The organism is Gracilibacillus oryzae, assembly GCF_009498735.1.
In the GTDB taxonomy this organism is placed as follows: Bacteria; Bacillota; Bacilli; order Bacillales; family Amphibacillaceae; genus Gracilibacillus; species Gracilibacillus oryzae.
In genome coordinates this window covers 1-7,375 of the sequence record NZ_ML762442.1, presented here as the reverse complement: position 1 = coordinate 7,375, position 7,375 = coordinate 1, and the positions used below count along the sequence as shown (strand labels likewise).

Here is a 7,375-nt window from a genome sequence, read left to right as displayed (position 1 = left end):
AATGACTATTAAGCTGACAGGTCACCAGTGGTTCAGTATTATTTTAGGATGTTTGCTCATCTATTTTATCAGAACAAAGCGTTGGACCATTCGATTTGCTTTTGTCGTCTTCGCATTTTTTTTGATAAGTTATGTCCTGGCAGATCCCCCTGATAATCGGCAAACTCCTGTCCAACCCTCTTCCAATATAACCCTTCAAGGCAGAATATCTTCTGACATAATTCATTCAAATACTTATTCTTCCTTTAACTTTCAAATCAAGGAGCAAAATACCTTGATAAAAGTATATTATTTTCCTGATCAGGAAAGTTCTTCTGATAAAAAAGTAAAAACCCTTCGGCATGGCAGTCTTTGTACAGTTAACGGTTCTTTTCAAACAGATCTATATGCATCTAATCCAGGCGAATTTGACTATGGAGAATTTTTATCAGATCAAGGTATTGCAGGGCAATTTGTTATTTCAGATATGCAAAAAACCAATTGTGAAGGTCAATCATTCCTGCAGCACTTATATGATTGGCGCAATCAGCTGTTAGAACAAGTAAACCAACATGCTGATTCGTTTACCTATGGATGGATCAATGCATTGCTTTTCGGTGACAGGAAGCAACTGCCCGAAGCAACAATCACCCTTTTTCAGGATTGGGGACTTTCCCATTTGTTAGCTATATCAGGCCTGCATGTAGGATTATTGCTGACATGTCTTTATTTCTTCGGGTTATACGTCATTCAGATGACAAGGGAGCAAATGCAGTGGATAGTTGCCTTGATACTACCGGTATATCCCGTCATTGCGGGAGCGGCACCTTCTGTCTGGCGTGCAAGTATCCTTGCTTTATTGCTCATCCTGTTTAAAAAATGGAAGGTATCATTACATACCTCCAGTGTCCTTAGCTTTGTATTTCTGGCAATGGTATGGACAGATCCGTCTATTGTCAATGCTCTTGCATTTCAATTCAGCTTTATTGTGACATATGCAATATTATTTTCTAAAAAAATAATAACAGATGAGATTGGCAATGGCTGGATCATACTAAGGATTAGCCTGATTAGTCTGCTCATTATCTTACCACTTCAACTTAATGCATTTTACCAGTTTCAACCATTGACTGTTTTGTTAAATCTGATGGTAATCCCTTACTTTTCCCTTTTTGTTCTGCCTATATTGCTTATCATTATCTGCAGTGTGTGGGCACCATTTCTTGTCCGGGGATTAAGCAGCTTCTTCTATTTCATACACGATAACTTTCTGCAGATCCTCCACTTTATTGATCAGAACCTGTCCTACTCCTGGACAGTTGGTACACTTCCGCCAGTATATATTGCGGTATATTATGGTATTTTGCTTGTTTTTTTCATTTTACTCGAAAAAAAGATGAAGTTACCTGCTTTTTTCATTGGTGTATTACTTGCTGTCAGCATGATGATCATTAGTGCTTTGCCTTATTTCGACAGCAATGGGCGAATCACATTTCTTGATATGGGCCAGGGTGATGCGATTGTTGTGGAATTGCCATATCGATCTGGTGTTTTTCTTATAGACGCAGGTGCTAAGATGAACAGAGACTTTACTTCCCCATCCAGCACAGTGTATGAACAGGTTATTCGGCCATATCTAATGTCAAGAGGGATATCCCGATTAGATGCAATCATCTTGTCCCATGGGGATACGGACCATATTGGCAGTGTGTCCTATATCTTGGAGGATTATCCTGTTAATTATCTTATCACCTCCTCCTTTTTTGATAAGCAAACGATGGAAGAATATAAACATATAAATAATGATTTTATCTATTTAGAGGCAATGGCAGGGTCGCAAATTACGATCGGAGACTATCAATTAGATGTTCTTCATCCAACTGCTGATACAGGAGATTCGAATGAAAATTCTTTAGTGTTTTCTGCAAGCTTTGGTGAGCTAACATGGCTTTTTACAGGAGATATTGGAGAGGAAAGTGAACAAATGCTAATAAACATGTATCCAGACTTACATACAGATGTGTTAAAAGTAGCTCACCATGGCAGTGGCACATCTACTTCGGATGCTTTCCTGAAGGCAACAATGCCGCAATTCAGTATTATATCGGTTGGGAGAGAGAACAGGTATGGCCACCCGGATCAAGAAGTTGTGGAGCGGCTGGAACAGTCAGGGAATACGATACTCAGAACAGACAAGCATGGGGCAGTAACTTATATATTTAATCAGAGAAGTGGAACGTTTTCAACCTATCTTCCATACGATACAGTATACAAACAAGAAAGCGGCAGAAACAAATAAAAACGGGACTTACCAAGAAGTCCCGTTTCCCTAATCATTATGAACCAATCGCATCAAAAATTACCGCAATAAAGAAGATGATCATAAAAAATGCAAATGAAAAAATAAAACCAGCACCAGCGTCGAATAGATCATGACGTTTGGATTGAACTTCCTTTTCGAATTTATTCATACTTAAACCTCCTTAGGTAAATAATTGTTCCTTTTTTCTACAGTATTCCCTCACTTAGCAAGAGTTTACACCAATATAATTCAGTGTTTCGGTCAATCTATATGTAAAGAAAATGTCGCAGCTTGATTAGATACCTAGGGCTGATGAAGCTGCGTTGATATAGATTGTGGAGGGAAGGTGTGAAAGAGCTTTCCCTTCTTTCATTAAGTAAGAAATAAAAGCGGCTTTTCTTAATGCTAATCTTATTATACAATAAAACATAATAGAAAAATTATCAACATTTTCTGTACAAAGGATTATTGATTGACATATTGGGGATGAAAGAATGAATTATTTAGAGACGATTGAAGAAATAAACAAAGGGAAGATTGCACCTGTTTATTACATATATGGAACAGAAACTTATATGATAGAAGAGATCAAACAATCATTATACCGCTCGATGAATGATGAGGACCGTGAGACTAATATATCCATATTTGATCTTGAAGAAGTAACGATTCAGGAAGTAGTGAATGATGCAAATACTTATCCATTTTTCGGTGAGAAGAAAATCATTCTTGCAGCAAATGCAAGTTTTTTAAAAGCAAAACCACCAGCGTCCGAACTAGATCACCAAACAGATGAATTAATCAGTTATATGATGAACCCTGCTCCTTATTCCATCTTGGTTATTATCGCACCATTTGAAAAATTAGATGAACGGAAAAAAGTAGTAAAACAACTTAAAAAGCATGCTAAAGCTGTTGCATGTGAACCATTGAAAGAATGGAATATGAATGAAGCTTTAGAAAGAATTGCCGAAAACCATCATGTTAAGGTGGAACCAGAAGTAGTTACCTACATGATTAACGAGATTGGGACAGACCTGATGATTCTTCAATCAGAAATGGAAAAAATCGCTTTATATATTGGTGAAGGGAACACCATCCGGTTAGAAGATGCAGAATTGCTGCTTTCCCACCATGAAAGTAACTCAGCGCTTAAGCTTGTTGATGCAATCATTGCAAATAATCTGGTTAAAGCAATTAATATTACAAAAGATCTGGCAAAGCTTGGGGAAGAACCAATTAAATTAATTGCCTTATTGGCATCTCAGTTCAGAACATTGCTTCATGTGAAGACATTACATCAAAAAGGGTATAACCAGAAACAAATGGCTTCCCAACTAAAGATTCACCCATATGTAGCCAAACTTTCGGTTTCTAGGCAGGCACAATTTTCACATGGTGAATTAACAGAAGCTCTTCAATTATTGGCAGAAGCTGATGCGAATATGAAAACAGGGAAAGTAGAGAAAAATTTAGGATTTGAATTGTTATTATATGAGCTCGTTATGTTGAGAAAGCAGAAGATAACAGTGTAAAAAAGCCGCAATCATGATGATTGCGGCTTTTTACGCTTTGCTTAATTATGCGCTAATTTCGTTTACTTTTTTAGATAATCTTGCTTTTTGACGATTACCTTTGTTTTTATGGACTAAACCTTTTTGTACTGCTTTGTCGATTTTTTTAACAGCTGTTTGAAGAGCTGATTTCGCTGAATCCACATCTTTCGCATCTACTAATGTTTCCACTTTTTTAATATGTGAACGCATATCTGTTTTAATCGATTGGTTGTGTAAACGATGGTCTTCATTCGTACGTACACGTTTGATCGCTGATTTAATATTTGCCATTCTATTCACCTCCATCTTACATCGTACCATTACTTTAATTGGGTCAAAAGACATTTTACCAAAGCTTTGCAAATTTATCAATAAAAATTATTCTCTGACTAAATGTATCAAATAAAACCGAACGGAAAAAACTAATGCAAAATGAATGTAGGGAGTGTTCTTTTTTGGATAATCAGGAATTTGGTGTGCGAACAGATTTAGCGGTAGAAGCAAAAGAAATGTACGTGGAGAAAGATACCCAAAAAGAAAAACAGGATCAGATAAATGGTGTGAAAATTACGGACAAAAAGGAAGGAAACATTCGCATTACTTATGTAGATGTAGACACTGAAGGAGGAAAGCAAATAGGGAAGGGGCCAGGGTCATACCGTACGATTTATTCAGATGCCATTAAAAAGCAGGATACCAACTTACAGCATGAAACGGCTCAAGCTGTATGCACACAATTAATTGAATTACTGGAAAAAAATCAGATCTCAAAAGATGCGACAGGTCTGATTGTCGGGCTTGGAAACCGTTATGTAACTCCAGATGCCCTGGGCCCATTGGCGATTGAAAAAGTGCTGGTAACCAATCATTTATTTGTGCATCAGCCAGAATATGTTGCAGAGGGATACCGCAGGGTTGCCACCATTAATCCAGGTGTCATGGGTGTGACAGGAATAGAGACAAGTGACATTATAAAAGGTGTTATTGAAAAATTAAAGCCGGATTTTGTTATTGCCATTGATGCATTGGCTTCTAGATCAATCGAGCGAGTCAATGCGACAATTCAATTGTCTGATGCAGGAATTCACCCAGGTTCAGGAGTAGGAAATAAAAGAAAAGAGTTAAGCAAAGAAACATTAGGACTTCCTGTAATTGCCATCGGGGTACCTACAGTAGTAGATGCTGTAACGATAACAAGTGATGCAATCGATTATGTGCTGAAACATATAGGGAAGGAATGGAATGAAAAAGATAAGCCTTCCAAATCATTAACACCGGCAGGAATGAATTTTGGCTCAAGAAAATTAACAAATGAGGACTTGCCTTCCCCTGAGAAAAGGCAAAAAATATTAGGAATGGTTGGATCACTGGATGACAAGGAAAAAAGAGCATTGATGCAGGAAGTACTAACACCTCTTGGTCATAACTTAATGGTCACACCAAAGGAAATTGACGGTTACATTGAAGATATGGCCCATCTTTTGGCAAAAGGGATCAATGCTGCCTTACATGAAAGTGTGGAAATAGATACATCTTCTTCTTATACAAAATAGAGTGAGACTGTAATCAGTGGGGGTTTTTTGTATCCCCCACTTACTTTCTTCGTGTTTACTTCAAGCTTTTCGTTCAGGATGTCACAGACGGTTGGCGCTGTGATAAAAATAGTAGTTCTACTCTTCTTTCAACTGACATACATTTCTAGTAAATGTAATAGAGTTGATAGAGAGGGGAACGAAATGAATCGATCTTTTTCAAGAAAAAAAAGAGTCTTGTTGTTTTCTAAGCATAAAATTCTGGTAGTTATTGCTGCTTTTATTATTTCATTTTTTACGATGTGCATCGTCGTTGGTGTAATGACAAGTTTAGAGCCAAATTACCGAGTTTCGTCAACTACAATCAAAAAGTGGACAAGTAATGTGGAAGAAGCTCATTTTCTCTCCTTGTTTATTTTGGAAAATCGAATCTTCAAGGAAGCTCTGCCAAAAGATGAACCTGAATTGGATTTATGGAAGGTATTATTTGAAGTTGGAGCAAATATCAGGCTGCACGATGTAAGAAGCCTGGTCAGCAGAGAAATTCCCGGCTTCAGCACCTATGATAATCAAATATTAATTGCCGGCCAGGGTACAGATTATACCAACTTAACGGTGGAATCAAACCCGCCGCTGGATGTGGTGTTAGAGGAAAGAGACGCCACAATGCCTGAAGAGAAACCAGATCCGACTCCGCCAAAAGAACCGGTAGCGGAAAAAACTACTGGTGATAAAGAAGTTGTGTATATTTATAACACACACAACAGGGAATCTTTTTTACCACACCTTCCTGATGTGTCCGATCCGAATGGAGCTTTTCATCATGAAGTAAATATTACAAAGGTTAGTGATCAATTAGCAAAAGATTTGGAACAGCAAGGGATTGGTACAACAGTTGACGGTACAGATATTGGCGCGATTCTTGTAAATAACGGCTGGGATTATTCCGCTCATTCCTATAAGGCTTCCAAAAGTGTTGTGGAAACAGCCTTAACTAAAAACAAAGATCTCAACTTTGTGTTTGACCTGCACAGGGACAGCATGAGAGCAGACGTAACAACCATCAATATTAAAGGGAAAAAATATGCCAAGTTAATGTTTGTTATTGGCGGAGATAATCCGAATTATGAACAAAACCTGGCATTGGCTTCCGCTCTTCACGAAATTCTGGAAAAGAAATACCCAGGATTAAGCCGAGGTGTACAAATGTATGGGGGAGCAGGCAGAAATGGGGTCTACAACCAGGATGTTTCCGGCAATGCTTTAACAGTGGAATTCGGTGGGGTGGATAATACGATGGATGAACTTTATAACACCTCAGAAGTATTTGCAGAAATCTTTAGTGAATATTATTGGGACGCAGAAAAAGTTTCTGGTCAATAAGGGGTGTGTAGAGAATGAAGTATGTTTTTTATCTGCTTGTCATGAGTATTATATTTTCAATTGGTTTATATCTGGGGGTTGACCGGACATCTCCAGATATATCTCAACAAGGAGTGCCCGTAATCACAGCGGAAGAACCTAAAACAGACGGTAAAATGAATAATGAGCTAATCGTTGACCGACAAGCAATTATTGATGAAATAAAACAGGAGCCAAAAGAAATCCTGCCAGAAGATCAGCCATTTTTATCTCATGTAGCAAGCGGAGGCGAACAAATCGTCCAAACAGTCTGCGACAGCCTCGTCTCCATCACCCATACCTTTGTTAATGAGCTGTTTTGATAACCTAAATGTGTGACTTACTAATGTACTAAAGATGAAAGTGCAGACCCACCGCTGGTGAAAAACACTCGCTTTCACCCAAGGGCATAAGGGCGACATCTACTCAAATAAAATGCGCTTGAGCAGTGTCTTCTTTACCGTGGGCACGGCTTCAGCTTCCTCAAAAAAGCAAAGTGCGCTTTTTCTGCGGGATCTTCGGCTCGCGCTGTTCGAGGCCACTGAAAAACCCCTCCATATTTTAGGCGGTGGATAGAACAGACTTCCTTCCCGCTCTTAAGCAAG

The 7,375-nt window shown here is 38.4% G+C and carries 7 protein-coding genes; 5 read left to right on the top strand and 2 right to left on the bottom strand.

The window, feature by feature from the left end; translation table 11 throughout:
* Positions 1-2,278: DNA internalization-related competence protein ComEC/Rec2 (locus F9U64_RS17425; RefSeq protein ID WP_153406188.1), on the top strand; the 2,278-nt coding region annotated here is incomplete at its 5' end.
* A gap of 37 nt (positions 2,279-2,315) precedes the next feature.
* On the opposite strand, the gene F9U64_RS17420 is transcribed toward F9U64_RS17425, so the two are convergent.
* Positions 2,316-2,450: a YqzM family protein gene (locus tag F9U64_RS17420; protein WP_153406187.1), complete on the bottom strand. Its 135-nt coding sequence runs from the start codon at positions 2,448-2,450 to the stop codon at positions 2,316-2,318.
* Between the two features lie 325 nt (positions 2,451-2,775).
* On the opposite strand from F9U64_RS17420, the gene holA reads away from it, so the two are divergent.
* The gene (gene holA, locus F9U64_RS17415; protein WP_153406186.1) at positions 2,776-3,816 is read left to right on the top strand and encodes a DNA polymerase III subunit delta; all 1,041 of its coding nucleotides are present in this window, start codon (positions 2,776-2,778) and stop codon (positions 3,814-3,816) included.
* A gap of 45 nt (positions 3,817-3,861) precedes the next feature.
* Here holA and rpsT read toward each other — a convergent pair whose 3' ends face one another.
* Positions 3,862-4,128, bottom strand: a complete 267-nt coding sequence (gene rpsT / locus F9U64_RS17410; protein WP_153406185.1) for a 30S ribosomal protein S20 — start codon at positions 4,126-4,128, stop codon at positions 3,862-3,864.
* 164 nt (positions 4,129-4,292) lie between these two features.
* On the opposite strand from rpsT, the gene gpr reads away from it, so the two are divergent.
* The 3 genes from gpr (at position 4,293) to F9U64_RS17395 (ending at position 7,093) form a co-directional block, all read left to right on the top strand.
* Positions 4,293-5,390, top strand: coding sequence for a GPR endopeptidase (gpr, locus tag F9U64_RS17405; RefSeq protein WP_153406184.1), 1,098 nt, complete (start codon positions 4,293-4,295; stop codon positions 5,388-5,390).
* Positions 5,391-5,573: 183 nt separating this feature from the next.
* Complete coding sequence (gene spoIIP / locus F9U64_RS17400) at positions 5,574-6,752, top strand: stage II sporulation protein P (RefSeq protein WP_153406183.1); 1,179 nt, start codon at positions 5,574-5,576, stop codon at positions 6,750-6,752.
* A gap of 14 nt (positions 6,753-6,766) precedes the next feature.
* Positions 6,767-7,093, top strand: a complete 327-nt coding sequence (locus tag F9U64_RS17395) for a hypothetical protein (protein ID WP_153406182.1) — start codon at positions 6,767-6,769, stop codon at positions 7,091-7,093.
* Positions 7,094-7,375: the final 282 nt, after the last annotated feature.

Excerpts from the sequence above, each read along its gene's own strand:
- holA (WP_153406186.1), top strand. The coding sequence starts at position 2,776 with ATGAATTATTTAGAGACGATTGAAGAAATAAACAAAGGGAAGATTGCA.
- F9U64_RS17395 (WP_153406182.1), top strand. The coding sequence starts at position 6,767 with ATGAAGTATGTTTTTTATCTGCTTGTCATGAGTATTATATTTTCAATT.
- spoIIP (WP_153406183.1), top strand. The coding sequence starts at position 5,574 with ATGAATCGATCTTTTTCAAGAAAAAAAAGAGTCTTGTTGTTTTCTAAG.
- F9U64_RS17420 (WP_153406187.1), bottom strand. The coding sequence starts at position 2,450 with ATGAATAAATTCGAAAAGGAAGTTCAATCCAAACGTCATGATCTATTC.
- rpsT (WP_153406185.1), bottom strand. The coding sequence starts at position 4,128 with ATGGCAAATATTAAATCAGCGATCAAACGTGTACGTACGAATGAAGAC.